The sequence below is a fragment of the Candidatus Dadabacteria bacterium genome, from assembly GCA_009840385.1.
In the GTDB taxonomy this organism is placed as follows: Bacteria; Desulfobacterota_D; UBA1144; order Nemesobacterales; family Nemesobacteraceae; genus Nemesobacter; species Nemesobacter australis.
Genome location: VXNX01000013.1, coordinates 94,747 through 118,374, shown reverse-complemented (window position 1 = coordinate 118,374; position 23,628 = coordinate 94,747). Strand labels below are relative to the sequence as shown.

Below are 23,628 nucleotides of genomic sequence, written 5' to 3'. Positions count from 1 at the left end.
GGTCCGGTTTTGCCTGCCGACGCCTTGTTCGGATAAAATTCTCCAAAAGGCATGATCTATAAAACTTTTCTAAGGCCGGTTCTTGACCGTCTCGATTCAGAAACGTGGCACCATAACGTAAAGGAACTCATGCACCTCTGCGAGTTCTCGGGCCTCACTTTGAGACTCCTTGAGTTCGCCGCAAGCGGCGGGGCTAGGGTCAGGGACAAGAGACTTGGCGTTACGGTCGCCGGGGTGCCTTTTGAGAACCCGCTTATCGTGGGCGCCGGATGGGACAAGACCGGGAAAGCGCTTCGAGCGCTTTACTCTCTTGGGTTTGCGGGAGTCGAGGTGGGTTCGGTCGTCGAGAGGCCCCAGAGGGGAAATCCCAAGCCCAGGCAGTTCATGGTAACCCCCGATGTGTGCCTTAATTCTCTTGGCCTTAACAGCCCGGGGATGGACGCTGTTTTAGAGAACCTCAGGTGGTATGGCCGTCTCGATACGCCCGTGGGAATAAACCTGGGCATAAACTCTGACACAAGCCATGAAGACGCTCCGCGGGCTTACGCCGCCGTCGCGCGGAAATTCCGTTCCGACGCTGCCTACTTCGCCATAAACGTGAGTTCCCCGAACACCCCGGGGCTCAGGAAGCTTCAGGACGGAGGGCGCCTTGGGGAGATAATATGTGCGGTAACGGAGTCACTCGTGGATTCCTCGGGCGTGGGGAAACCATTATTTGTAAAAATCTCCCCGGATCTTTCCCTGGAGGCGATCGATGACCTCCTTAGGGTCGTGATCGATTCCGGGATTTCGGGCGTAATCGCTACCAATACGAGTGACAACCGGGCCCTCAAGGCGAAATACGGCGCGAAGTGGGAAGGTCTTCCCGGGGGAATAAGCGGAAACGATCCTGAGTACAGGTCGCTTTCAACGTCGATTATTTCCCACATTTACCGTACTACTGGCGGGGAGCTTGAGATAATCGGGGTCGGGGGCGTTTGCGACACCGCTTCTGCGCTTGAGAAGCTTTGTGCGGGCGCAAGAGCCCTCCAGGTGGTTACGGGTCTTCGCGGAGAGGGGCTTTCGGTTGCGAACTTGATAAACAGGGGGCTTCTCCGGTTCATGGATAAAAACGGAATCAGCGACATAAGCGAGATTACAGGTTCCGACCACCGGTGAACCGCAGAGAAGCGTTAAGGGAGACCGGACCTTGAGTCTTTCTTGCGGTGGTCATTGCGGCTTGGTTCCGGTTTTTATTCCGTAGACAGCATAGTTTGTATATAATTCCCCTATGAAAAACGTACCGGGATTTCTGCTAAGCGGCGTATCCGCCGGGCTTAGGAAAGACGAAAAGAGGGACCTGGCGCTTATATTCTCAACGGTTCCGGCCCACGCGTCCGCCATATTCACGAAAAACCTGATAAAAGGCGCCCCCGTGCTTGTTGGGCAGGAGAGAATCGCAGGCGGGCTCTGCCAGGCGCTAATAATAAACAGCGTAAATGCTAACGCCTTCACGGGTCAAAAGGGCTATGAAGACTCACTTGAAATTGCAGATACGCTCTCGGGGCGGCTCGGTATAGATGAATCGCTCGTGATCCCTTCGTCAACCGGGGTTACAGGGGAACGGCTGCGCGTCGGGAAAATCAAAAAGTCCATTCCTAGGCTCATAAAGGGTCTTGGAGAAGACAATTTACGCGAGGCGGCCGAAGCCATCATGACGACCGACTCCTTTCCCAAGTACGCATCAAGGCAGCTTGCCGTGGGAGAAAAGACCGCTACCGTCTCGGCTATCGGCAAGGGGGCGGGGATGATATGTCCTAACATGGCGACCATGCTCTGTTTTATAATGACTGACCTTAATATTCAGCGGAAAGCTCTTTCAAAAGCTCTTGTGGCAACGGCAGGCGGTTCTTTTAACGCCATAACTGTTGACGGGGACACTTCCCCCAACGACTCCGTTTTCATCCTTGCAAACGGAGTTCTGGGAAACAAGCAGATTACGGAGAAAAGCGGGGATTACGGCAGGTTCGTAGACGTGCTTTCGTCTTTATGCGGAGAGATCGCCGAGATGATAGTAAGCGACGGCGAAGGAGCTACTAAGGCCGTCAGGATCAATGTTACGGAAGCCAAGACCGAGAGAGACGCCGAGAAGATCGCAAGGACGATAGCCACTTCCCAGCTCGTTAAGACCGCGTTTTACGGAGAGGACGCGAACTGGGGAAGGATAGTGGCGGCCGCCGGAAGGGCCGGCGTGAAATTCGATCCGGAAAAAATAAAGCTTTATTTTGGCGGAATAGAGGTATTTTCAAAAGGGGTAAGATCTAAACCGGAATCAAGGTTTGCCTCCGTGTTCAAAAAACCGTCCTTTACCGTGACACTTAGTCTCGGGGAAGGGGAAGCGGCCTACTCGATTCTCACAAGCGATCTCAGCCACAAGTACGTCTCGATCAATTCCGATTACAGGACCTGATCAGGGGGCCTTCGGCGGAGACTTCGTGTTTCATGCTTAGGTTTCGTCAGCAAACCCGGTTTTTTCAAGATGTCTTCCGGTGCGGTATTCGGCGTATCTCGTGAGAACCCTTATGTTATTTTTTACCTTCTCCAGGTTTGCGTCCATGATTTCCGGGTGTCTCATTATGTCCATGTGGAAGGGGTAGACGTTTCTTTTCCCGCGTGTTTTCTCAAGATTGCCGAGTTTTCCGTTCTCAACGTCAAACCCCGCGATGTCTTTTTCCCTGTCAAAGCGCAAATCGGGTCTGTAACCGCAAAGGGTAAGCGCTCGAAGGAAGAAAACGAGAAAAACAGAATACGGTTCCCGTTTTTCCGAGAGAAGCCCCAAGGTTTCTGCCGCAAGGTCGAACAGTTCGCCTCCGGGTTCCTGTTCGGGGGTTAGGAAATCGAGCAGCTCGAGAATTCGGGTTGCCACGACGAAAGAGTCAACGGATTCCGTTATCTCCCTGTAGCTTTTTTTAAGTGTCACGTCCCCGATGAGATTGAATCTTCCCTTGTTCAGGGTTACTTCGATTGCCAGGCGGTTAAAGAAATCGAGACGTCCCCCGAAGCGCTTTCGGCTTTTTTTCGCGTTTTTGGCAAGCGCCCTGAATTTCCCGAGTTCCCTTGAGAAAAGGGTTACCAGGAGATCGGCTTCCCCGTAACTTGATTTCCTTAAAACAAGCGCTTCACATGTTTCCATCGTTTGTTTCCAGGCTCAAAATGTTGATTTTCATTGAAATTTCCCGTGTGTTTGAGAAGATTACTGTTATTTTAGATGACAGGCAAAGTAAGCTGCGGACACGTTCTCTGCGGGTGACTATCCGCCCGGAAGATCGTCCGCGCAGACGAAACATTCAGTAGGATTCCGTATCAAGCAATGGCTTTTTTAAAGAATCTCTCGGGATTTCTTAGAATAGAACATACGTTTTTTTCACTTCCGGTCATTTTCGCGGGAGCTTTTCTTGCCGCCGGCGGGATATTCAGTGCCCGGCTTTTTGTGCTGATAGTGCTCGCGGGAACGGGGGCGAGGACCGCCGCGCTTGCGCTTAACAGGATTTTTGACCGGGAAATAGACCGGGAGAACCCGAGAACCACTCAGAGAGAGCTTCCCTCGGGCAAGATGAGCATGGTCGAGGCTTTGGCCGTGGCGGCCGCGGGGGCCCTGCTTTACTTTGTCTCCGCCTATCTCATATGTCCGCTTGTATTCTTTCTCTCGCCGCTTCCGCTTGTGGCGTTTACCGTCTATCCGTTAATGAAGAGATTTACCAGCCTCTGTCATTTCGGCGTGGGACTCTCCCTTGCGCTCGGTCCGCTTGGCGGATGGCTTGCCGTTAAGTGCTCCTTCGAGGAGATGCTTCCGGCAGTTGTGCTCTCGGGTTTCACTTTCCTCTGGATTTCGGGTTTTGACATAATATACGCCACGGCCGACGAGGAGTTTGACCGCCGCCGCGGAATTTACTCGCTTGTTGCTCGTTTCGGCAGACAGAAGGCGCTGCTTGTCTCGAGGGTCTCTCACCTGCTTTCGTTCGCCTGCCTCGTGTTTCTCTATATTCTTTCGTTCCGGACCCTGTCTGCGCTTTTGCCGCTTTTGCTCTGCGGCTACCTGCTTTACCTTGAACACGGAAGCTTCGGGCAGGTTGATTCCGCTTTTTTCAGAACCAATATTCTCATAGGTTTTGCGGTTTTATTTTTCACTCTCGCGGGTATATACTTACCTTAATAATGAGAACCATAGTCGGAATTACCGGGGCGTCGGGGGTTGCTTACGGGGTTGATTTTCTAAGAAGGTGTCCCGACGAGAAATATCTGGTGGCAAGCAAATGGGGAAAGAGGGTTCTTCACGAGGAACTCGGCCTCAAGGTTGAGGAACTGCGTCCCTGGGTAACCGATATTTACAGCGATTCAGACCTCGCGTCGCCTTTTTCCTCGGGGAGCAACCATTTCGATTCTATGGTCATAGTACCGTGTTCGGTATCAACGCTTGCCAAGATCGCAAACGGCATAGCCGACACGCTCATAACCAGAATAGCCGCCGTCGCCCTCAAGGAAAAAAGAAGGCTTATAATCGCCCTCAGGGAAACCCCGCTTGGCACAATCGCCCTTGAGAACGCTCTTCGGCTCTCCCGCGAGGGAGTAGTGATCGCGCCGATTTCTCCGACTGACTACATGGGCGCCGAATCGATCTCCGATGTGGTGAGCGGATACGTGGACAAGCTCTTAGGCCTCGTCGGCGTCGATACCGGCAGGGGATGGAAAAGGGACGAACTGGAGTAGTTTTTTCCCATGCCCCCAAAAGGTTTTTCCAATCTAGCGAGTTTTATAAGCCATCTTGAAAGCATAGGCGATCTCAAGAGAATAAAAACCGAAGTCTCACCTGAGCTTGAAATAACGGAGATAGCTTCCCGAACCGTTAGGGAAGGTGGTCCTGCCCTTCTGTTTGAAAACGTGGAAGGATCGGATTTTCCTCTTGTAATCAATCTTTTCGGAACCGAGCAGAGGGTGGAGCTTGCTCTCGGCAGAAGACCGTCGGACGTCGGCGAGGAGCTTGTCGAGATATTCCGCAAGGTTAACCCTCCCTCAATACAGGGGATTTTTTCCGTGCTTCCCAAGGCCACCGGCTTGCTTTCCATGAGAACTAAGAAGGTGAAGCGCGGCGATGTTCAGCAGGTTGAAACCGAACCTGACCTCTCAAGACTTCCAGTGATGAAATGCTGGCCGCGCGACGGGGGAAAGTTCGTGACGTTTGGTCTGGTGCTAACTAGGGATCCCGCTACGGGTTCAAGAAACCTCGGGATTTACAGGCTTCAGGTATATGACCGGAGGACCACCGGGATGCACTGGCATGCGCACAAGGGAGGAGCTGCGCACTACCACGAGGCGAAAAAACTGGGAAGGGACCTCGAAGCCGCGGTGATTCTCGGGGGAGATCCCAGGATGATCTTTTCCGCGGTCGCTCCGCTCCCTGATGGCATGGATGAACTTGCGTTTGCGAGCTATCTTCGCGGAAGCCCGATGCCTATGGTAAAAGGAAAAAGCATCTCGCTTCATGTTCCGGCCGACGCGGAATTCGTACTTGAGGGTTCCGTTCCGAGGGACGTGCTGAGGCAGGAAGGACCCTTCGGAGATCATTTCGGTCACTACTCGATGGAGGCCGATTTCCCCGTTTTTAACCTGAGCGAAATAACCCACAGGAAAAACCCCGTGTACCCTTCCATCGTGGTTGGCAAGCCCCCGCAGGAGGATGTCTACCTTGGGATTGCCGCCGGCGAGATGTTCTCCCCTCTTATAAGAATAATACAGCCCGAGGTAAAGGACATGTGGGCGTATCCCGAGGCGGGATTTCACAACCTTCTCGCTGTTTCCGTCGATGAGCGCTATCCCAAGGGTGGGATAAAGGCAATGCTGGCCCTCTGGGGAACTGGGCAGCTGCTTCTCACAAAGTGCATGGTCTGCGTTTCAGGCGACGTTAACCCGAGGGATTTCTCGGCAGTGCTTCACGAAATTGGGGAGAACTTCGATCCCAGGGAGGATTTCCTCATGATACAGTGGGCCCCCTTGGACACCCTTGATTTTACGAGCAACAAGTTTAACGTGGGAAGCAAGATGGGAATAAACGCAGTAAGGAAAAACTCCCCCGAGAGAAAAACCTACGCCAAGGAGGTTCCCGATCCTAGGGAAAAACATCCGGAGATAACGGGATTCAGACTTCTTTCGGGAGGTTTCTGCGTCGTCCGGATGGATGAATCCCGGACCGATCCCAAGGAGATGATACGCAGACTGTTCGATACTCCGGGTCTTGAGGGGGTGCGCATAATCGCCCTTGTGAGCCCGGATATAGATTTAACTGATGACACGGAACTTATCTGGGGTATCTTTACTAGGTTCGATCCTTACCTGGATGTTCTGTTCGAACATACGGAACTTCGTGGTTCGGCAGTCGTTTACGACGGCAGGATGGGAATCGACGCCACCATAAAACAGTGGTATCCCCCGGTAATAGAGATGTCGGAGGATATGAAGGACAAGGTTGAGACGAGATGGAGCGAGTACTGGAGTTGACCGAGAGTTTCTGCACCGACCCGAACCTGCTCCCCATAATGGAGAAGGTCGCCGAGGGCCGCAGACTTTCCTTTGAAGACGGGCTTTCGATACTTGATTCCCCCGATCTTAACACGGTCGGCATGATGGCGGATTACGTTAAGAGAAAGAAATCGGGGGAAAAGGTCTATTTCGTCGTGAACCGCCACATAAATCCTTCAAACATATGCGCCATATCGTGTCGGTTCTGCGCTTTCGGGACCACGAAGAAGTCCGCAAACGCCTACGAGCTCTCGGACGAGCAGATGCTTTCCATGCTGAGCGAGGAGATGAGAGAGGTTCACATAGTTGGCGGCCTTCACCCTGACTGGGAGTTCGATCATTACCTGGACATAGTGAAGATGATAAAGCGCCACTTCCCGGATATTCACGTAAAGGCCTTCACCGCGGTTGAGATCGACTGGTTCTCGGAGATAAGCGGCCTTTCCCTGAAGGATGTACTTCTTGCCCTTCAAGACGCGGGCGTTGACGCACTTACGGGCGGGGGAGCGGAGATACTGCACGAAGAGGTAAGAAAAAAGATCTGCGCCCCGAAGACGGTTGCGACAAGGTGGGAGGAAATCCATCGCCTAGCCCACACACTCGGCATCCCTACAAACGCCACCATACTCTACGGCCATCTTGAAAAACCCTTCCACGTAGTTGACCACATGGAGAGGCTTAGAAAAATAGAGGACGAGTTCCCCGGGTTTTTTGCGTTCATCCCCGTTCTTTTCCAGCCGGAGAACACGGGTCTTAAGGATATAAAGCCTTTTCCGGCCTCATACGACATGAAGGTTCACGCGCTTGCGAGGCTCTATCTTGACAATTTCCCTCACATAAAGTCCTACTGGATTACCCTTGGGGAAAAAGCGGCCCAGGTGGCCCTGCATTACGGTGCGAGCGATGCGGACGGAACGATAATGAGGGAGAAGATCATTCACGACGCCGGCGCTCCTTCTGAAGTGGGTCACAGCAGGGATTTCATGATAAAGATGATCCGGGATTCGGGGTACGTTCCCGTTGAGAGAGACGCGCTTTATAACGAAATAAGGGTATATAACTGATTCCCGCCTGGGGGGGCTCTACGGGTCCTCGGAGTCGGTAATTTCCCGGTTTTTGCTTGGTGTGAGGAAAAATGAGACGTGATTTCTGGTCTAGGATTTTTGTTTCGGTGCTTGTTGTGCTTGCGGGTGCGGCTTTTCCCGTGTACAACGAAAGTGTAGGGGAGGTTAAAAACATGGAAAGTGGGAAAAACAGCGGTTACATGGAGGCAACTTTCGCCGGAGGATGCTTCTGGTGCATGGAACCTCCTTTTGACAGTCTCAGCGGGGTTGTCGAAACGGTAGTGGGTTACTCTGGGGGAAAGGAGGAAAATCCCACCTACGAGCAGGTCTGGCAGGGAAAGACGGGCCACGCGGAAGCGATAAGGGTCGTTTACGACCCCGCGAAGATAGACTACGAAACCCTTCTTGAGACTTTCTGGATAAACATTGATCCGACCCAGGTGGACGGGCAGTTTGCCGACAGGGGAAGGCACTACAGAACCGCTATCTTCTACCATAACGATTCACAGAAAGAAAAAGCCCTTCTTTCGAAAAAGAAACTCGAGGAGTCGGGCAAATTCAAAAAGCCGATAGTCACCTCGGTAGAGAAGTTCGTCTCTTTCTACAGAGCGGAGGAATACCACCAGGATTACTACAAGAAAAACCCGATTCACTACGGCAATTACAAAATAGGTTCGGGGAGGGAGGGCTTTATTGAAAGAACCTGGGGGAAGCAGGATCTTCAGTGAACTGGCAAACCCGAGGGATTTTCCTGAGTGAGCGGCCGTCACGCTAAAAGGATTTTATCCGGAACCGATGACCGTTTACTTTCTCGACTCCCGAATAATGTTTCCCGATCCGTCCGAAGCGGAGCCGGGAGGGCTTCTGGCGGTCGGAGGGGACCTTTCTCCCGAGAGGCTTCTTTTGGCCTACGAAAACGGCATTTTCCCCTGGTATTCCGAGGAAGACCCCATTTTATGGTTCTCTCCCGACCCGAGAATGATTTTTCTTCCGGGGGACTTCAAGTTCTCAAAAACCCTCTTAAAAACGGTGTCTTCCGGGAAATTCTCGGTAAGGGCCGATACGGATTTCGCCGCGGTCGTCGAGAACTGTGCTCAGGTCCAAAGGAAAGGGCAGAGCGGGACTTGGATAACCGAGGAGATGAAGGCGGCTTACGGGAAACTGCATGAACTGGGTTACGCTCATTCTCTTGAGACCTACCTGGATGGGAAACTCGTCGGCGGTCTTTACGGAGTGTCTCTCGGCGGTGCGTTTTTCGGGGAATCGATGTTTCACCTCGAAACCGACGCTTCCAAGGTGGCCCTTTTCCATCTGACGCGAAAATGCTGGGAATCCGGTTTTGATTTCATAGATTCCCAGGTTCCGACTGATCATATGAGGACTCTCGGGGGAAGAGAAATCTCAAGAAAGGAGTTTCTGTCTGCGCTTGAATCCTCTCTTGAGAAGAAGACCCTGCGCGGCAGGTGGGAGCTCTGAACTGTCGCTGCCCCAGCAAAATGACAGAGGCCGGAAAAATGGTTAAAATCCTGCCTCATGCCGAAATTGCTTGTCTTCCAGCACGTGCCTCACGAGATACTGGGAACGCTTGACCCGATGCTAAGGGATGCCGGTTTCAGGATACGTTACGTAAACTTCGGCCGTTCAAACTACAAGATCCCCAGACTCCGCAATTACGACGGTCTTGTTGTTCTGGGGGGGCCGATGAACGTGGACGAGACCGAGGAGTATCCTTACCTCGTACCGGAGACCGAGTCCATAAGGGAATTTATCGAAATGGACGCTCCGGTGCTCGGCGTATGTCTCGGTTCGCAGCTGATTGCCAAGGCCCTCGGAGCCCGGGTTCGCAAGAACCCGGAGAAGGAGATCGGCTGGTATGACGTTTCCCCTACCGAAGAGGGGGGAGAGGACCGTCTTATGGGCGCATTCGGCGCGGTTGAGAAGGTCTTTCAGTGGCACGGGGATACTTTTGAGATTCCTCCGGGAGCCGTGCACTTGGCCACTTCCCCCGCGTGTGCGAACCAAGCGTTTCGATACGGAGACAAGGTGTACGGGTTCCAGTTTCACCTCGAGGTAGACGCACCAATGATAGAGCGCTGGCTTGTTACTCCGGTGAACAAAAAGGAAATCGAAGAACTCGGCGGCAAGATAAATCCCGATGTTATAAGATCCGAGACGCCAAAATACATAGATGCCCTTTCCGATCTCAGCAGGCGGACTTTCGGCGGTTTTATCGATCTGCTCGGGGGCATCTCGGAGAAAAAGGCGCATATGCCTTCTGTCTGAAGCTTTGCCGCCTGCAGTCCCCTTATTGATTGCTGTTGAAAAAAATCCGGACGTGTGTATAATCCGTGCGTCTTTCAGTTAGTAAAAATCTTCTTTTAATCCACTCGACGAGGTAAATAATGAGCAACTGGGAATGTAAAAATCACGGTCATCCGGACATAAAGCCTTCTCCTTCCAGAAGAGCCATATTCATCGGCAGATATCAGCCCTACCACGCCGGGCACATAAGCCTTGTCAGGCAGAAGCTCGACAATGGAGTTCCGTGCCTGATAATGGTAAGGGATATTCCTCCCGACCCGAAAAACCCCTTCACCACGGAACAGACCGTTGGAATGATAAGAAAATATCACGAGAGCAAGGGGGATGATGTGGTCGTGATGGTGATTCCGGACATTGAATCGGTAAACTGGGGCAGGGGAGTCGGTTACGAGATGAACGAGTTTTTTCCGCCTGAGAACATAGGGTTCATATCGGCTACCAAAATACGCGAATCGATAGCAAGCGGCAATGAGGAGTGGAGGGAACTTGTGGACGAGTCCATTCAGGATGACGTGGTAAGTTACCTGAGCGGCGACTAATCGTAGTTCCTGAAGTTAAAAAGACGATGTTGCTGACCACTCCGCACAAAAAACCGTGCGGACATCTCCGAGGGGTGGAGCGAGGAAATCGCATGTCGCAAAGAGCGCATCAGGGCGAGGTTGCCGGAACGCGCTGGGCCCCCGGTCAGTACCTGAAGTTCTCCCAGGAGCGTTTGCGACCGGCCCTTGAGTTGCTGGATCGTATACCCCTTGAGGCTCCGGGTGTGATCTATGATCTGGGCTGCGGTTCAGGCCACATAACCCGTCTTCTGGCGAAGCGCTGGTCCTCATCCAAGGTATACGGTATCGATAACTCACCACAGATGCTGGCCGAGGCGGCTGCGGAGCCGTCGACCGTACACTGGGCAGATGCCGATATCCGCAGCTGGGTGCCGGAGGAAGCCCCGGACCTTATCTATTCCAATGCGTCTTTGCACTGGGTTGACGGCCACTCTGAACTGTTTGCGCGCTTGGTGGGCTACCTTAACCCGGGAGGCTGCCTTGCGGTCCAGATGCCGCTTAGCTGGGATCTTCCGTCTCACCGCTTGATGCGGAATACGTTGGCAGATGGCGGTCCCGACGGGAAGCCCGTTGGCGACACTTCGCTTCTTGCCACATTGTCGAACAAATGGGTTGAAGATGCGGACTTTTACTATGATATCCTTTCTCCCTGTACGCGACGCCTTGATATCTGGGAAACACGGTATCTCCATGTGCTGGAGGGCGATGATCCTGTTTTTGAATGGGTTATGGGCAGCGGTCTGCGCCCGATTCTAAATGGTTTGTCCGATACTGAACGAAACCGGTTTTTAAAAGTATACAAGCGGCGGCTTCGGGATGCTTATCCCAGGGGTTCGGGGAACCGTACGCTGTATCCTTTCCCTCGCCTGTTCATCATTGCGCTAGCCTGAGGGCAGGGTGGACTTGGATTTTCTATAGTTTGGAAGCTCCTTTTTCATCCGAGCAAGCCATTTTCCCAACTGCAGAATCATTTGCACGTATTGACCTCGAATTCTGACTATTTAACAAATAGATAAGCTGGAGGCCCGCGACTGTCGCCAAGTTGAAAACTACCGTTCGAATTCAAAATTTGACGTCAGTAGCATTCACTCTCAAACAGAATCAGGCCCAATTGGTCAGCATACCGTGGACGGTCTCCTATACAGGTTAGCTGAGCAGCTCAGTTCCATTGTCGTTTCGCACCTTCGGGCAGCCTATCCGCGTAAATGGCATTAGCTGTGGAACCGATTCCTGATATTCCCGATAGGTAGGATACCTCTCAAGAGAAATGGACTCTACCAATTTTGAAGTAAAAATGAAAAGCAACGTTAATATAATGAAGCCGAGCCCAGACCAGTTCAACCACTGCCCCGTAGCCGCAACGGCAAAGAGATAGAACACCCACCACAGGCTTATATCGCAAAAATAATTCGGATGGCGGCAAAAAGCAAAAAGGCCAGTCTTGATAAATGGTTGCGTAATTTCCTCGCCTGCTGCGATCTTCTGTTTCTTAGCCTGCTGAAACGCCCACATTTGCTCATCAGCAATGGTTTCACCAACAAGGAACACCAGGAATAAAGTTACAGATACTCCATCAATCCAAGTAAGCGACGTATCGCGTCCTAACCATGCCAGATGCACTGGAGCAGTAAACAACCAAATTATGAGCATCTGCCCGAACGCAATAAACAGGATATTAATCACTTGAAACTTGAGTTCGCCAACTTTTTCGCGTACTATGCCCCATCGATAGTCTTCACCTCCTTTCCAAAAACCTCCTTTGCGCGCAAAGTTGAATGTGAGACGAATTCCCCAAAGCGATACGAGAATCAACATGAGATTTAAACGCGGCACGTCAAAGTCAACACTTGCTGCAACGATAAGGCAATAGATGATTGGACAAATTGACCACAACCGATCAACCCAAGAGTATTCGCGAGTTACCACGGACAATAGCCACACTATCGCCGCCGAGATCAAGCACAGGTCAAATGCTGTACCAAACGGTGTACCTGCGAGTGGATGGTTAAAAAAATTGATATCCAGCATACTTTCATTTTCCACCGACTAACGTATCCGTCATACGCTCCAGCATCAATATCGCTCTGTTCAAATGTCGCAAATGAGTTTCTACAGTACCAACTTAGAAATTTGCACGTGCATTAAGTTCGCGCCATGCCGGCAAATCTTGAACTTTCGATTGATTCATTGCTCGTAACACACTAAGCAAACCGAAGAAAGTCTTAAACACGTATCGACTTGCCCGGTAACGGCCCTACGCTCATCAATTGTTGCTTCCCGTCGGAATTTTGCTGAATGGAATCCCCTTATCGAAGCGGATGTCCTGTGGCATTCCGAGAACACGTTCAGCCAAAATGTTGAGCATGATTCCATCCGAACCACCCGCAGTGCGGCTACCCGGAGCATTCATGAATACATCTGGATAGAGCCCTTCATCGATTGCGAATTCACGATCCCGTACTGCGCCAGACGAAATAATTGATCAAACCGTTTTTGCAACCACATCTTCCCTCATTCGGTTATGGCAAAAACGGAGGGATTCTGAAACCTTTTTACTGTGATTCGGTTTCCGCGGTCTCTTCCTTGGGGGACTTTTTCTGGTACTTGCGACGGAATTTCTCGACCCTGCCTTCTTTTTTATAGTGTTTTTCCCTTCCGGTGTAGAAAGGGTGAGAGTCGCTTGAGATTTCCACGCTTATAAGCGGGTACTCGTTTCCGTCTTCCCATTTGGTGGTTTCCTCGGATGTTCTGGTCGAGCGCGTAAGGAACATATGCCCGGTGAACGAGTCCTTGAAAACCACGTAGTTGTAATCTGGGTGAATGTCTTTTTTCATCTTGTCTGTCCAGTGTTTTTTTGAGAAAGGGAATTCTATACGACTATAAAATTTTGTAAAGCGCGCTGCGGCACCGGTCTTTTCCTATTGCTAGGTTCGGGAAAGAATTTCAGCCGCCTTTTTCGCAAAATAGGTGATTACAATGTCGGCCCCGGCCCTTTTTATGCTAAGAAGGCTTTCAAGGATTATTTTTTCCTCCTCAAGCCACCCCGATTGCGCGGCCGCCTTTATCATGAGGTACTCGCCGCTTACCTGATAGGCCGCCACCGGCAGGTCGGTGTTTTCCCGAAACTGGGATACCAGATCCAAGTAGTACCCAGCGGGTTTTACCATCACCATATCCGCACCCTCTTCTTCGTCCAAAATGAGCTCCCTCAAGGCTTCTCTTGAGTTAGCGGGATCCATCTGGTAAGTCATTTTGTCCCCGCCTCTGGGCGCTGAGTCAAGCGCTCCGCGAAACGGTCCGTAAAAAGAGGAGGCGTACTTTGCCGTGTACGACATTATCGAAACGTTCGTATGGCCCTCTTCGTCGAGGATCTCCCTGATCGCTCCAACCCTCCCGTCCATCATGTCGCTCGGGGCGACTATGTCGACTCCTGCGGCGGCATGGCATAGAGCCTGCTTACAGAGCACCTCGACCGTTACGTCGTTAAGTATTTCCCCGGATGGGGACACCACGCCGTCGTGCCCGTCACTTGAGTATGGATCAAGGGCTATGTCCGTTATGACGGCAACTTCCGGAACCTCTTTTTTAATGGTGGCTATGGCCCTTGGCACAAGACCCCTCGGGTTATAACACTCCTCGGCAAAAGGAGATTTAAGTCCGTCTTCGATTGCAGGGAAAATCATTACCGCCCCGACGCCCAGATTGTGGGACTGCCTCACTTCCTCCACAAGACCCGCAATGCCCCATCTTTTGCATCCGGGCATCGATTCTATTTCCTCATCGCCGTTTTTATCGTGGATAAAAAGTGGATACACAAGGTCTCCCGGCAGAAGCGAAGTTTCCCGCGCCAAGTCTCTTATGGAAGGGGATTTGCGGTTTCTTCTTGGCCTTGCGGAGAGGTCAAGAGAAGGGACGTCTCTAACCGGCGTTTTTATTTTAGTTTTTCTTCTGGTGCTCATGGTTTTTGCAATCTTGGTTTTATAAGCATGGGAGGAGAAGCGCTTTTACACAGCGCGAAACCCCCGGAAAATAATAAAAGGCTCGGGAGAATAGTCAACAAAAGCCGAATATTCCCGGCTAGCACTTGGAGGATGGGGACGGTGGAGAAGACTCTGCTCAAGTTTTTTCCGGATTCTGCCTTCCTAGGGCTTTTAAATGTGGCAGCCGGGGTCTATAATGATTTGCCAAAAGCACTGAGGAGGAATCCATGAACAGCAACAAGACCCAAGATGCTTCCACTTCTGCCTACACCATGGGATACAGCGACGATTTTCAGAAACTGCTCAGGCGCCGCAATGCGGGGACCAGCGCCGCACACCTGCTTCCGCACCTTGAGCCGGGCATGCGCGTTCTTGATTTCGGCTGCGGCCCCGGAACGATTTCTGTGGGACTGGCAAAAGCGGTTGAACCCGGAGAGTTTTTCGGTGTCGATATGGAGGCTTCGCAGATTGAGATCGCACGGGCCGCCGCGGATGCCGGCGGACACCGAAACGCTGTGTTCCAGACCGCTGACGTGGCAGATCTGCCCTTTGAGGATGACTCGTTTGATGTCGCACACTGTCACGCCGTTCTCATGCACGCCCCGCAAACCTTGGCTGTTCTGGCGGAGGTGCGTAGAGTCCTGAAGCCCGGCGGCATCATCTCAAGCCGGGAGATGTTTGTTGATTCCTCGTTTTTGGAGCCTTCGTTGAGGGACGGATGGGAAACGTTTGCGAAGCTTATCGAAGCTAACGGGGGCCACCCCCAGATCGGCAGGGAACTCAAGCGGCTGTTTGTTGAGGCCGGTTTCTCGGACATAAGTGCGAGTGTTTCGTTCGAACCTTTCTGCACGGACGAAGACATTGATTTTCTTCACGGTTTCATTAGCGCTTGGTTTTTCTCCCCTGATACAGTTGAAGCGGCCACGAAATACGGTATTGCTACCCAGGAACAGTTCGATGACTGGCGCCGGAAGCTTGATGAGTGGAAGGACACCTCTGGAGCGCTGGCGGCTTTTGCCTGGGGGGAAGCGACAGGGCGCAAATAGGATTGCCTTTGGGACTTTATCAAGACCTGACCCCATATCTTTCTTCCGAATTCTCTACGGTAAGCTCGCCGTCTTGGAACATTTACCGTATAAAAAAACGGTTCTCGGGCCGCGTGCACTTGTCAAGGGAGCAATCAGTCTTATTTTTACTAAGTGAAAACGGTTTTTCCAAATGGAATTTGCCGCTTAATGGAGGTTTTAGATGACCAAGGAGAAAACTGAAAAGCACGAGTTCCAGGCCGAAGTGCGAAGGCTGATGGATATCGTGATCAATTCTCTCTATACAGACAAGGAGATATTCATCAGGGAGCTGGTTTCAAACGCTTGTGACGCCCTTGAAAAACTGAGGTACATACAGCTTACCGAAAAAGAGATATACGACGAGGCGCTCCCGCTTGAAATCGAAATATCCACATCAAGCGAGGACAATACGATCACCTTTACCGACTACGGCATCGGAATGAGCAGAAAAGAGCTCGTTGAGAACCTCGGAACGATAGCCCGGTCGGGTTCAAGGAGTTTTCTTGAGGCGATAGAGAAAAGCGGGACTGAAGGCGGAGATCTGATCGGGCAGTTCGGGGTGGGCTTTTACAGCTCCTTTATGGTTGCCGATTCGGTTGAAGTGGTGACCCGTGGCTACAGGAAGAATTCAGAGCATCTCGTCTGGCGAAGCAGCGGGGACGGAGTGTTCGAGATAACAAAGGGAAAGGGGCACAGAAGGGGCACAAAGGTCGTCGTGTCTCTCAGGGAGGATGCAAAGGAGTACTCCGACCCGGAAGTGATAAGGGACATCCTTAGAAAATACTCCGCGTTTGTTCCATTCCCGCTTAAGCTAAACGGTGAGCAGATAAATACGACGGAAGCCGTCTGGCTTCGCAACAAAAGCGAAATTACGGATCAGGAGTACGGCGGCTTCTACAGATTCCAGACAAATTCCTTTGACGAACCCAGATACAGGCTTCATTTCTCCTCGGAAGCCCCGATTGACATGAACGTGCTTCTGTTCGTGCCTGAGGACAACATGGAGCGCCTGGGATTCGGGAGAATGGATCCCGGAGTGAGTCTTTACTCAAGAAGGGTTCTTATAGACGCCTCTCCCAAAAATCTTCTTCCCGAATGGGCAAGATTTCTAAAGGGCGTGGTGGACAGCGCTGACATTCCTCTTAACATCTCAAGAGAAACCATGCAGGACAGCTCGCTTGTGAAGAAGCTTAATTCCGCCATCACGAAAAGGTTCATAAAGTTTCTCGAGCAGAGTTCGGCTGACGACCCGAAAAGTTACGGCGATTTCTACGGCAAGTTCGGTTTTTTCATAAAAGAGGGTGTAGCATCGGATTTTGAACACAAAGAGCAGCTTCGGGGGCTGCTGCGCTTTGAGTCCTCGCGCAAGGGGGAAGGGGAACTGGTTTCCTTTGAGGACTACCTCTCGGGGATGCGCGAAGATCAGGAGGAGATCTATTACCTGTTCGGTTCCGCAAGAGAAACGCTTGAGAACGGGCCTCACATGGAGTTTTTCCGCTCCGAGAACATCGAGGTTCTTTTCATATACGAACCGATTGACGAATTCGTGATGTCGACTCTCGGGGAGTATGAGGAAAAAAAGATTATTTCTGCCGACAGCGTTGACATAGGAGTTGTGGGTAAGGATGCGGAGAGTTCTTCTGAGGGTCCTTCCGAGGAGGAAAAATCGCTTTGCGGCTGGATGAAGGAAGTGCTTGGCGAGAAGGTCGGGGACGTGCGCATGAGCCGGAGGCTCATTGAGAGTCCCGCTGCTGCGTTTAACTCCGATTCCACCATGACCCAGGGAATGAAAAGGATCATGAAGAACATCAGCGCGGGTGCCGAGATGCGTTCCGTCGTCCGCCTTGAGATAAACGGCGACCATGCGCTTATAAAAAACCTTGCATCCATGAGAGGAAAAGACGGGGAATTCGCCGCAATCATAGTTGAGCAACTCTTTGATAACGCGCTTTTGGCCGCCGGGTACATGGAGAATCCCGGAAGCATGGTCGGAAGAATAAACAAGTTTCTTGAGCGGCTGAGTTCCGGGTGACGTTCGCAGATGAACTACCTTGCCCATATCCGCCTTGCCGGGGATGACCCTGAATGCCTGATAGGAAATTTCCTGGGCGATTTCGTGAAGGGCCGCCTCACCGAGGACCGCTATTCCCCGGGCATAAGACGCGGGATAGTGATGCACCGCAGGATTGACGCCTGGACGGATTCTCATGAAATAACGAGGGAGTGCGCCCGGCTTATAAGTCCCGAGCGCAGGCGCTGGAGTAGGGTTATTCTTGACATCTTCTATGACCACCTGCTTGCCGTTAACTGGGAGAGGTATTCGGATGAGAGCCTAAGGGACTTTCTTGACAGGTCGTACGGTATAATCCTCGGGGCGGCGGATATCTTCCCCGAGCACGCGGCGGCCAGGATAAACACCATCATCAAGGACGGCTGGATAGAGAAGTACCGGAGCATTTCCGGGCTAAGCGTCGTATTCCGGGGGATGTCGATAAGAGTAAGGAGAAAAAATCCCCTTTCCGGGTCCGAGCAGGAACTCGTGGCGCACTACGACGAGATGAACGAGCATTTCAACCGGTTTTTCCCGGAAATTATTGAATACGCGAAACATCTTGAGAGAGCGGACGAGATTCAGGCCTAATGGACCCTGCGCTGAACATTCCTACGGCGGTTACGATCTGTGCGTCGAAGGTCCAGTTATCGCGGGACATCACCTTTATCGTCTGGTTCCTTTGCGATAGAGGGTTCTTGTTGAACACGTAACGCCCTGTCGTACGCCGAATCGTGCAACGAATCGGCCGTGCGTGCTATCCCCTCGGCAAGGGATACGCGGGGTTGCCAATGCAGGTCGCGGCACGCCTTGTCAATACGGAAGTAGTGATGCGTATTCAAGTAGCGGACCGCGAACCGGGACAGGCCGTCCTCCGGGACCAAACCCCGTCGTATCACGGCATGGAAGCCCTCCACAATGCCCGCTCCCGCGTACGCCACCCAGTAGGGAATACGTCGTCGGATGGGACCGTACCCTGACGCCATAAGCAGGCGTTCTATGAACTCGAAAAACGGGACCGGCTCCGCGTTTGTCACGAAATATGCCTGACCGGATACCAGCCCGTTCGAGTCAAGGGCCCGTTCCGCGGCCAGCACGGCATCGACCACATTGTCGACATAGACGAAATCGGACAGCTTCTCCCTCCGACCAACTTCCCGGATACCTGCCCCGTCTGCCCGTTTGAGAATGTTCGGGAGGAAACGTTGGTCTCCCGGACCGAAGACAAGGTGAGGACGCAGCGCGCATGCCCGGGTTACATCCTCTGTAGCGAATTCCAGGACACGCCGTTCCGCCTCTATCTTGCTGTCCACGTAGGCGCTCATAGATACTTCCGCATAGGGAAGGGTCTCGTCTCCGGCCTCGATATCCCTGCCCTCGAAAACCACGCTGGCCGAACTGATATGCACGAGTTTGCGTACCCCAGCCCTCCTGCATGCTTCTATCACGTTGACCGTCCCGCCGTAGTTCACGGACCACATTTCATCCCGTGCCGTGTTGCGGGTCTGTACGACGGACGCGCAATGAATAACCGTCTCGCATCCTTGGCAAGCCCGGACGAGGGCAGACAGGTCTCTGATATCCACGTTCAGAAATCGCACGTCGGACCGAAACGAATGGCAATGCGGACTGACTACCCGCACATCCCGCCCCTCGTCGGCCAATGCGTGGACAATCGCCCCTCCGATGAATCCACATCCGCCGGTTACCAGTACGGGACCTTTTATGAGCGCGTTCCGAATATCCAGTCCCATACAGGCGTAATCACTCCGTAATTTCCTCCCTGGCTATGATGCGCATCGTGACTTGAGGCCCAGTGGTTCGCGAGCCATGCCAGACGATAGGGTAGCTGCAGATTCGTATGATGCAGTATGTTGATGATGGTATGAAGCAAAACGACCGCCAGAAACGCTCCGATACCCAAGGGGCCCACTATCACTATCGAGATTAACAGGAAAGCCAGCCCCGCGATCATTTCCACCGGGTGCAGATACAGGGAGTCGACGGCAGTGGGATGCAGGTTCATGTGATGAACCCAGTGCACTTTCTGCATGACTTTCCGCACATGCAGCAGACGATGCAGCCAGTAGTACCCGAAATCGTAAAGCAGCAGGACAAGGATGGGCTTGTACCAGGTGGAAGCTGCATCCAAGTCTATCAGGAGTTCCCCGAACATCACGATCGCGACAAGGTAAAGCGCCACGGCGATCGTTCCGTTCATTGAAGCATTTCTGTAACGGTCCTTGAGACGACTGCCGTCTCCCTCGGCTATTCTCCAGTCATAGAGCTTAGAGTAGGCCAGCTGGGCTCCGGCCATAAATCCGCTCATCACCAGGATTGCGCTTATTATATAGGTCATCTGGGCATCCTTCGTCCAGCCGTACTCAATCTACGTTTCATTTCGGGAGCGTGACCTGTTGCGGTCATCGTCTGACTCCTTCCAAAAGAAAATTTAACATATACGGCCGATGCAGGAAACAAGTTAAATTGACCGGATTTTTCGTAACTATTGTATATAATTCCCTAACTGAGGGCCCGATATAAACCGAGGCAAAAAATGATCGATCTCTACACGGCGGCCACGCCGAACGGCAAGAAGGTTTCAATAATGCTTGAAGAACTGGGAGCCGCCTACAAGATTCACGCTCTTAACCTCTCTGAGCTTGAACACAAGGAGCCGTGGTTTCTCGAGATAAACCCGAACGGGAAAATACCCGCAATAGTTGACAATGATGACGGCACGGCGGTTTTTGAGTCAGGAGCCATACTCATATATCTTGCCGACAAGTTCGGAAACTTTCTTCCGCCCCTAGGGGACAGTCGCAGAACAACGTGCATCCAGTGGCTCATGTTCCAGATGTCGGCGGTAGGGCCCATGCAGGGACAGCTGAACGTCTTTTTAAAGTACGCCCCGGAAAAAATACCCTATGCCATAAAGAGATACACCGAGGAGACTAAAAGGCTCTACTCGATACTCGACGGAAGACTCTCTGAAGTGGAGTATCTTGCAGAAGAGTATTCGATCGCCGACATAGCCACATGGCCCTGGATAAACGCTTACGACTGGGCGGAACTGGATCTCAGGGCTTTTCCGAATCTTACTAGGTGGCATGCCGAAGTTGGCGAAAGGCCCGCCGTGATAAGAGGAAACGGGATTCCCCCAAGCTTGAAGGAAGAGGAAACGGAAGAAGAGAGGATAAAGAGAATTCAGAAACTGCTTTCCTAGTTTCCGTATACTGAGGACTCTTTTCCTTTTTGGGCAAAAACATTTTTTTAGCAATTTCCATCAAGGTAGGGGATTGGATGTGATTTTCCTGAACCATAAGAAGAAATTTGAAGAAATGTCAAAACCTGAATTTTAGCAAACTCAGAACACGTTCTTATAGTTGTGCATACATGATTGACAATTAAACATGTTCTTACATATATTTTCTCATTACATAGAATTTGTTTGGAGTATGCTCCAGTTCTAGGTCTAATGAAATCATCAATATTAAGTTCTCAGTGTGGGAGTATTAAAAACCAGAGCAATTAATGGCTGAAGCGTTTACAATCCACATATATGTCCCCGATGGCGACCCAGAAAGCCTTATGGTGATTGACCATATGAATTGGACAGGGGTCGGTTTGGCCTTTCCACGTTCCAAATGGGCAGAAATCAAGCAGCGTCCTGAGTTCACTCGAGCCGGTGTTTATATGTTAAAGGGTTATGAGAATGAGGATGATGAGTTGCCAACTATTTATGTTGGTCAGGCGGATGGTGTCCATAAACGTATTGAGTCTCACTATAAGGATAAGGATTTCTGGGATCATGGGATCGTGTTTGTTTCAGCCAATGATGGTCTCAACCGGGCTCATATTACTTGGCTGGAATATGCGCTACTGGATCGTGCAGCGCAAGCTAACCGCTGCCATTTGGCCAACGGTAATGTTCCGCAAGAACCTGTGATGACTGAATCTGAGAAAGCGGATACAAAGAGATTTCTAAAGGAAATCCTCCAAATACTCCCATTGGTGGGCTTGCGAGTGTTCGAGTTTCCGAAACCAGTTGCTACGCCAAGAGCTACTACTGAAGATATACTGCCCAATTTGCCTTCGCACAAACCCGATACTGTAATAGTGCCCGCACGTGAAGAGGGGTTTAAGAAGGTCTTTCTCGGAGAAGACTCTTGGCATGCAATACGTATCTCTGGTGGGATGCTTGGAAAGATTAAATACATCGCCGCTTATCAAACAAATCCAGTTTCCGCAATCACACACTATGCGCCGGTTGACCGGATCGAACCATATGGGGAGAGTGGTAAGTATCGGATTGTTTTCTCTGAGAAAGCACAAGAGATTGGGCCGATACCTTTCAGCGACGCTCCGCTTGGAGCTATGCAGGGGCTACGCTACACCACATTTGAAAAGCTCAGGACAGCAAAAAAGCTCAGCGATGTTTTTTAAAAGAGGTTAATTAATCTCAGTTAATAATTGCATCGAGAAGTTAATGTCCGATGATAAGAAAGAAGACCGGATTATACTGGTAACGGGGGCAAGCGGTTATGTTGGCGGGCGGCTGGTCCCGGCTTTGGAGGGAAGGGGAGAGCCGGTGCGTTGTCTTGCCCGCAATCCCGGATATCTCGCCGGTCGTTTCTCCCCCGATACCCGGATTATCGCCGGCGATGTGCTTGACCCTGATTCTCTCGAGATCGCGCTTGAAGGGGTGGACACGGCCTACTACATGGTCCATTCCATGGGTTCCGGGGACAACTTCGAGGAGCAGGACCGTATCGGGGCGCGTAATTTTGCCCGGGTTGCACGCCGACATGGGGTGCGTCGAATTATTTATCTGGGAGGCTTGTTCGGAGATGGTGAACTTTCCTCTCACTTAGCGAGCCGCAGGGAAGTAGGGGATATTCTGGCCTCAGAAGGTCCCCTGACCTTGGAATTTCGCGCCTCGATCATAATCGGCTCGGGATCGCTTTCTTTTGAGTTGCTGCGAAGCCTGGTTGACAGGCTGCCGCTGATGGTTACCCCGAGCTGGGTGAGAACATTAACCCAGCCCATCGCCATCGAAGACGTAATAGCCTATCTCATTTGTGGCTTGGATCTGGAACTGCAAGACAGCGCGGTTTTTGAAATCGCCGGTCCTGACCAGGTTACCTACGGTGAGTTGATGCAGGAGTACGCACGCCAGATCGGCGTGCGGCGCTTCATGATTCCGGTGCCTGTACTGAGTCCCAATCTCTCAAGTCTCTGGCTGGGTCTTGTGACTCCCCTTTACGCCCGGGTGGGAAGGAAACTCGTTGACGGTTTACGCAACGAGACCATCGTCCGCGATAAAACGGCCCTGAAGCGTTTCCCGGTACATCCCTTGGGAGTGCGCCAAGCGATAGACCGTGCCCTTAAGCAGGAAAATATGGAAATTGCCCAGACCCGCTGGAGCGACGCCGTGTCTTCAAGCGGTAACCGGCCGTCTTGGGGCAGAAGACGTTTCGGCTCACAACTTGTTGACCGCCAGCAGGCCGTCGTCAAAGTGAACCCCGCCCGAGCCTTCGCGCCCATACGACGCATTGGCGGAGAGCAGGGCTGGTATTTTGCCACTTGGATATGGTATCTGCGCGGCCTGGTTGATCTGCTGGTGGGTGGAGTAGGGATGCGGAGGGGCAGGCGGCATCCGACCGACTTGCGCCAGGGCGACCCTCTGGATTTCTGGCGTGTTGAGGCGTATGAAGAGAATCGACTGCTGAGCCTGAGAGCGGAAATGAGGTTGCCTGGTCAGGCGTGGCTTCAGTTTGAAGTCGAGCCCGCTGAAAGGGGCAGTCAGATAACGCAGACGGCCGTTTTCCAGCCCTTGGGTCTCGGCGGTCTGCTTTACTGGTATGGTCTTTATCCAATCCACTGGATTATTTTCAGGCAGATGCTTAAAGAAATTGCAAGACGCGCAGCTTATTGATTCCCTAAGATATACCCTTACCTGCGATGAAACCGAACCAAAAGCTGAAATTCCGCATTGCCGAGCGGATGTGCAAATTGTCCGCCTGAAGTGCG

24 protein-coding genes are annotated in these 23,628 nt (G+C 51.9%); 18 read left to right on the top strand and 6 right to left on the bottom strand.

All coding sequences use genetic code 11. From position 1 onward, the window contains the following. Positions 1 to 51: 51 nt before the first annotated feature. Together F4X55_05020 and argJ are read left to right on the top strand one after the other, a co-directional pair. Complete coding sequence (locus F4X55_05020) at positions 52 to 1,158, top strand: quinone-dependent dihydroorotate dehydrogenase (GenBank protein ID MYC40358.1); 1,107 nt, start codon at positions 52 to 54, stop codon at positions 1,156 to 1,158. 112 nt (positions 1,159 to 1,270) lie between these two features. Next, on the top strand, positions 1,271 to 2,449 hold the full coding sequence (gene argJ, locus F4X55_05015) for a bifunctional glutamate N-acetyltransferase/amino-acid acetyltransferase ArgJ (protein MYC40357.1): 1,179 nt from the start codon (positions 1,271 to 1,273) through the stop codon (positions 2,447 to 2,449). Positions 2,450 to 2,485: 36 nt separating this feature from the next. Here the strand turns inward: argJ and recO are convergent, their stop codons facing one another. Further along, on the bottom strand, positions 2,486 to 3,172 hold the full coding sequence (gene recO / locus F4X55_05010; protein ID MYC40356.1) for a DNA repair protein RecO: 687 nt from the start codon (positions 3,170 to 3,172) through the stop codon (positions 2,486 to 2,488). 177 nt (positions 3,173 to 3,349) lie between these two features. Between recO and F4X55_05005 the strand changes: the two genes are divergently transcribed. The 9 genes from F4X55_05005 to F4X55_04965 all read left to right on the top strand — a co-directional run bounded on the left by F4X55_05005 (position 3,350) and on the right by F4X55_04965 (position 11,388). Next, a complete protein-coding gene (locus F4X55_05005) occupies positions 3,350 to 4,192 on the top strand; it encodes a 4-hydroxybenzoate octaprenyltransferase (GenBank protein ID MYC40355.1) in 843 nt (280 codons plus the stop codon). Positions 4,193 to 4,194: 2 nt separating this feature from the next. Next, positions 4,195 to 4,746, top strand: coding sequence for a UbiX family flavin prenyltransferase (locus F4X55_05000; protein ID MYC40354.1), 552 nt, complete (start codon positions 4,195 to 4,197; stop codon positions 4,744 to 4,746). Between the two features lie 9 nt (positions 4,747 to 4,755). Continuing rightward, positions 4,756 to 6,531 (top strand): menaquinone biosynthesis decarboxylase, encoded by a 1,776-nt coding sequence (locus F4X55_04995; GenBank protein MYC40353.1) that lies wholly within the window; start codon positions 4,756 to 4,758, stop codon positions 6,529 to 6,531. Next, on the top strand, positions 6,510 to 7,616 hold the full coding sequence (gene mqnE / locus F4X55_04990; GenBank protein ID MYC40352.1) for an aminofutalosine synthase MqnE: 1,107 nt from the start codon (positions 6,510 to 6,512) through the stop codon (positions 7,614 to 7,616). Before F4X55_04995 ends, mqnE begins: the two co-directional genes overlap by 22 nt. A gap of 200 nt (positions 7,617 to 7,816) precedes the next feature. After that, positions 7,817 to 8,344, top strand: coding sequence for a peptide-methionine (S)-S-oxide reductase MsrA (msrA, locus tag F4X55_04985; protein MYC40351.1), 528 nt, complete (start codon positions 7,817 to 7,819; stop codon positions 8,342 to 8,344). A 67-nt stretch (positions 8,345 to 8,411) separates the two neighbouring features. Continuing rightward, entirely contained in the window at positions 8,412 to 9,092 is a 681-nt protein-coding gene (locus F4X55_04980; protein ID MYC40350.1) for a leucyl/phenylalanyl-tRNA--protein transferase, read from the top strand. Positions 9,093 to 9,149: 57 nt separating this feature from the next. Further along, positions 9,150 to 9,899: a type 1 glutamine amidotransferase gene (locus F4X55_04975; protein MYC40349.1), complete on the top strand. Its 750-nt coding sequence runs from the start codon at positions 9,150 to 9,152 to the stop codon at positions 9,897 to 9,899. Positions 9,900 to 10,018: 119 nt separating this feature from the next. Next, on the top strand, positions 10,019 to 10,477 hold the full coding sequence (locus tag F4X55_04970) for a hypothetical protein (GenBank protein ID MYC40348.1): 459 nt from the start codon (positions 10,019 to 10,021) through the stop codon (positions 10,475 to 10,477). 26 nt (positions 10,478 to 10,503) lie between these two features. Continuing rightward, on the top strand, positions 10,504 to 11,388 hold the full coding sequence (locus F4X55_04965) for a methyltransferase domain-containing protein (protein MYC40347.1): 885 nt from the start codon (positions 10,504 to 10,506) through the stop codon (positions 11,386 to 11,388). A gap of 256 nt (positions 11,389 to 11,644) precedes the next feature. Here the strand turns inward: F4X55_04965 and F4X55_04960 are convergent, their stop codons facing one another. The 3 genes from F4X55_04960 to hemB form a co-directional block, all read right to left on the bottom strand. Beyond that, positions 11,645 to 12,526: a DUF1295 domain-containing protein gene (locus F4X55_04960; protein ID MYC40346.1), complete on the bottom strand. Its 882-nt coding sequence runs from the start codon at positions 12,524 to 12,526 to the stop codon at positions 11,645 to 11,647. 524 nt (positions 12,527 to 13,050) lie between these two features. Continuing rightward, a complete protein-coding gene (locus tag F4X55_04955) occupies positions 13,051 to 13,332 on the bottom strand; it encodes a type B 50S ribosomal protein L31 (protein ID MYC40345.1) in 282 nt (93 codons plus the stop codon). A gap of 90 nt (positions 13,333 to 13,422) precedes the next feature. After that, positions 13,423 to 14,457, bottom strand: coding sequence for a porphobilinogen synthase (gene hemB, locus F4X55_04950; protein ID MYC40344.1), 1,035 nt, complete (start codon positions 14,455 to 14,457; stop codon positions 13,423 to 13,425). 27 nt (positions 14,458 to 14,484) lie between these two features. Here hemB and F4X55_04945 point away from each other — a divergent pair, with 27 nt between their 5' ends. The 4 genes from F4X55_04945 to F4X55_04930 all read left to right on the top strand — a co-directional run bounded on the left by F4X55_04945 (position 14,485) and on the right by F4X55_04930 (position 18,186). Continuing rightward, positions 14,485 to 14,709, top strand: coding sequence for a hypothetical protein (locus tag F4X55_04945; protein ID MYC40343.1), 225 nt, complete (start codon positions 14,485 to 14,487; stop codon positions 14,707 to 14,709). Beyond that, positions 14,706 to 15,524: a class I SAM-dependent methyltransferase gene (locus F4X55_04940; GenBank protein ID MYC40342.1), complete on the top strand. Its 819-nt coding sequence runs from the start codon at positions 14,706 to 14,708 to the stop codon at positions 15,522 to 15,524. The genes F4X55_04945 and F4X55_04940 overlap by 4 nt, the downstream gene beginning before the upstream one ends. Before the next feature lie 202 nt (positions 15,525 to 15,726). After that, positions 15,727 to 17,577, top strand: a complete 1,851-nt coding sequence (gene htpG / locus F4X55_04935) for a molecular chaperone HtpG (protein MYC40341.1) — start codon at positions 15,727 to 15,729, stop codon at positions 17,575 to 17,577. A 9-nt stretch (positions 17,578 to 17,586) separates the two neighbouring features. Beyond that, on the top strand, positions 17,587 to 18,186 hold the full coding sequence (locus F4X55_04930) for a DUF479 domain-containing protein (GenBank protein ID MYC40340.1): 600 nt from the start codon (positions 17,587 to 17,589) through the stop codon (positions 18,184 to 18,186). A gap of 56 nt (positions 18,187 to 18,242) precedes the next feature. On the opposite strand, the gene F4X55_04925 is transcribed toward F4X55_04930, so the two are convergent. Next, entirely contained in the window at positions 18,243 to 19,349 is a 1,107-nt protein-coding gene (locus tag F4X55_04925) for an NAD-dependent epimerase/dehydratase family protein (protein ID MYC40339.1), read from the bottom strand. After that, positions 19,319 to 19,954, bottom strand: coding sequence for a sterol desaturase family protein (locus F4X55_04920; GenBank protein MYC40338.1), 636 nt, complete (start codon positions 19,952 to 19,954; stop codon positions 19,319 to 19,321). The genes F4X55_04925 and F4X55_04920 overlap by 31 nt, the downstream gene beginning before the upstream one ends. 198 nt (positions 19,955 to 20,152) lie before the next feature. Between F4X55_04920 and F4X55_04915 the strand changes: the two genes are divergently transcribed. From F4X55_04915 to F4X55_04905, 3 genes are all read left to right on the top strand, one after another. Beyond that, a complete protein-coding gene (locus F4X55_04915) occupies positions 20,153 to 20,821 on the top strand; it encodes a glutathione S-transferase (protein MYC40337.1) in 669 nt (222 codons plus the stop codon). 308 nt (positions 20,822 to 21,129) lie between these two features. Beyond that, complete coding sequence (locus F4X55_04910) at positions 21,130 to 22,041, top strand: GIY-YIG nuclease family protein (GenBank protein MYC40336.1); 912 nt, start codon at positions 21,130 to 21,132, stop codon at positions 22,039 to 22,041. Between the two features lie 43 nt (positions 22,042 to 22,084). After that, positions 22,085 to 23,533, top strand: a complete 1,449-nt coding sequence (locus F4X55_04905; protein ID MYC40335.1) for an SDR family oxidoreductase — start codon at positions 22,085 to 22,087, stop codon at positions 23,531 to 23,533. The last annotated feature ends 95 nt before the right edge of the window (positions 23,534 to 23,628 follow it).

Excerpts from the sequence above, each read along its gene's own strand:
- F4X55_04960 (MYC40346.1), bottom strand. The coding sequence starts at position 12,526 with ATGCTGGATATCAATTTTTTTAACCATCCACTCGCAGGTACACCGTTT.
- F4X55_04910 (MYC40336.1), top strand. The coding sequence starts at position 21,130 with ATGGCTGAAGCGTTTACAATCCACATATATGTCCCCGATGGCGACCCA.
- F4X55_04940 (MYC40342.1), top strand. The coding sequence starts at position 14,706 with ATGAACAGCAACAAGACCCAAGATGCTTCCACTTCTGCCTACACCATG.
- F4X55_04920 (MYC40338.1), bottom strand. The coding sequence starts at position 19,954 with ATGACCTATATAATAAGCGCAATCCTGGTGATGAGCGGATTTATGGCC.
- F4X55_04970 (MYC40348.1), top strand. The coding sequence starts at position 10,019 with ATGAGCAACTGGGAATGTAAAAATCACGGTCATCCGGACATAAAGCCT.
- F4X55_04925 (MYC40339.1), bottom strand. The coding sequence starts at position 19,349 with ATGGGACTGGATATTCGGAACGCGCTCATAAAAGGTCCCGTACTGGTA.
- msrA (MYC40351.1), top strand. The coding sequence starts at position 7,817 with ATGGAGGCAACTTTCGCCGGAGGATGCTTCTGGTGCATGGAACCTCCT.
- mqnE (MYC40352.1), top strand. The coding sequence starts at position 6,510 with ATGGAGCGAGTACTGGAGTTGACCGAGAGTTTCTGCACCGACCCGAAC.
- argJ (MYC40357.1), top strand. The coding sequence starts at position 1,271 with ATGAAAAACGTACCGGGATTTCTGCTAAGCGGCGTATCCGCCGGGCTT.
- F4X55_05005 (MYC40355.1), top strand. The coding sequence starts at position 3,350 with ATGGCTTTTTTAAAGAATCTCTCGGGATTTCTTAGAATAGAACATACG.
- F4X55_04955 (MYC40345.1), bottom strand. The coding sequence starts at position 13,332 with ATGAAAAAAGACATTCACCCAGATTACAACTACGTGGTTTTCAAGGAC.
- F4X55_04965 (MYC40347.1), top strand. The coding sequence starts at position 10,504 with ATGTTGCTGACCACTCCGCACAAAAAACCGTGCGGACATCTCCGAGGG.
- F4X55_04995 (MYC40353.1), top strand. The coding sequence starts at position 4,756 with ATGCCCCCAAAAGGTTTTTCCAATCTAGCGAGTTTTATAAGCCATCTT.
- htpG (MYC40341.1), top strand. The coding sequence starts at position 15,727 with ATGACCAAGGAGAAAACTGAAAAGCACGAGTTCCAGGCCGAAGTGCGA.
- F4X55_04975 (MYC40349.1), top strand. The coding sequence starts at position 9,150 with ATGCCGAAATTGCTTGTCTTCCAGCACGTGCCTCACGAGATACTGGGA.
- F4X55_05020 (MYC40358.1), top strand. The coding sequence starts at position 52 with ATGATCTATAAAACTTTTCTAAGGCCGGTTCTTGACCGTCTCGATTCA.
- F4X55_05000 (MYC40354.1), top strand. The coding sequence starts at position 4,195 with ATGAGAACCATAGTCGGAATTACCGGGGCGTCGGGGGTTGCTTACGGG.
- hemB (MYC40344.1), bottom strand. The coding sequence starts at position 14,457 with ATGAGCACCAGAAGAAAAACTAAAATAAAAACGCCGGTTAGAGACGTC.
- F4X55_04945 (MYC40343.1), top strand. The coding sequence starts at position 14,485 with ATGGGAGGAGAAGCGCTTTTACACAGCGCGAAACCCCCGGAAAATAAT.
- F4X55_04930 (MYC40340.1), top strand. The coding sequence starts at position 17,587 with ATGAACTACCTTGCCCATATCCGCCTTGCCGGGGATGACCCTGAATGC.
- F4X55_04905 (MYC40335.1), top strand. The coding sequence starts at position 22,085 with ATGTCCGATGATAAGAAAGAAGACCGGATTATACTGGTAACGGGGGCA.
- F4X55_04915 (MYC40337.1), top strand. The coding sequence starts at position 20,153 with ATGATCGATCTCTACACGGCGGCCACGCCGAACGGCAAGAAGGTTTCA.
- F4X55_04980 (MYC40350.1), top strand. The coding sequence starts at position 8,412 with ATGACCGTTTACTTTCTCGACTCCCGAATAATGTTTCCCGATCCGTCC.
- recO (MYC40356.1), bottom strand. The coding sequence starts at position 3,172 with ATGGAAACATGTGAAGCGCTTGTTTTAAGGAAATCAAGTTACGGGGAA.